The sequence below is a fragment of the Vibrio sp. 1249-1 genome, assembly GCF_033340495.1.
Map to the genome: position 1 here is coordinate 1 of NZ_JAWOWJ010000923.1, position 570 is coordinate 570.

Below are 570 nucleotides of genomic sequence, written 5' to 3' on the forward strand. Positions count from 1 at the left end.
CTCTTTGTTGTGGCAACGCTAACTTTTCGCCAACAAGTTGAACCCTTTTTCGCTGGCTTACGTGCTTGGCTAGTATCCAATCTTGACTGGTTCTTTCTTGCTTCTGGCAACGTATTTGTCATTGTCTGCTTGGTCTTGATTGTGACACCGCTTGGCCGAGTTCGAATTGGTGGTACTGAAGCGACACCAGATTACTCTTATGCAGGCTGGCTAGCGATGTTGTTCGCAGCCGGTATGGGCATCGGATTAGTGTTTTTTGGTGTGTCTGAGCCAATGTCGCACTTCAGCTCTGCACTTGGCGGCGTGAACATTGAAAATGGTGTGCGCACCGACTGGGCACCACTTGGTGGTGCGGTTGGTGATACAGATGCTGCATCTGCACTTGGTATGGCTGCGACCATTTACCACTGGGCACTTCACCCTTGGTCTATTTATGCGTTGTTGGCCCTTGGCTTAGCGATTTTTTCGTTCAACAAAGGGTTGCCACTGACCATGCGTTCCATCTTCTACCCGCTGTTTGGCGAACGAGTTTGGGGCTGGGTAGGGCACATTATCGACATTCTTGCGGTT

Annotated in this window: 1 protein-coding gene; it reads left to right on the top strand. The window is 50.4% G+C overall.

Annotated elements, in window-relative coordinates:
* A partial coding sequence (locus R7Z50_RS29705; protein ID WP_318150043.1) for a BCCT family transporter occupies positions 1-570 on the top strand: 570 nt, incomplete at both ends.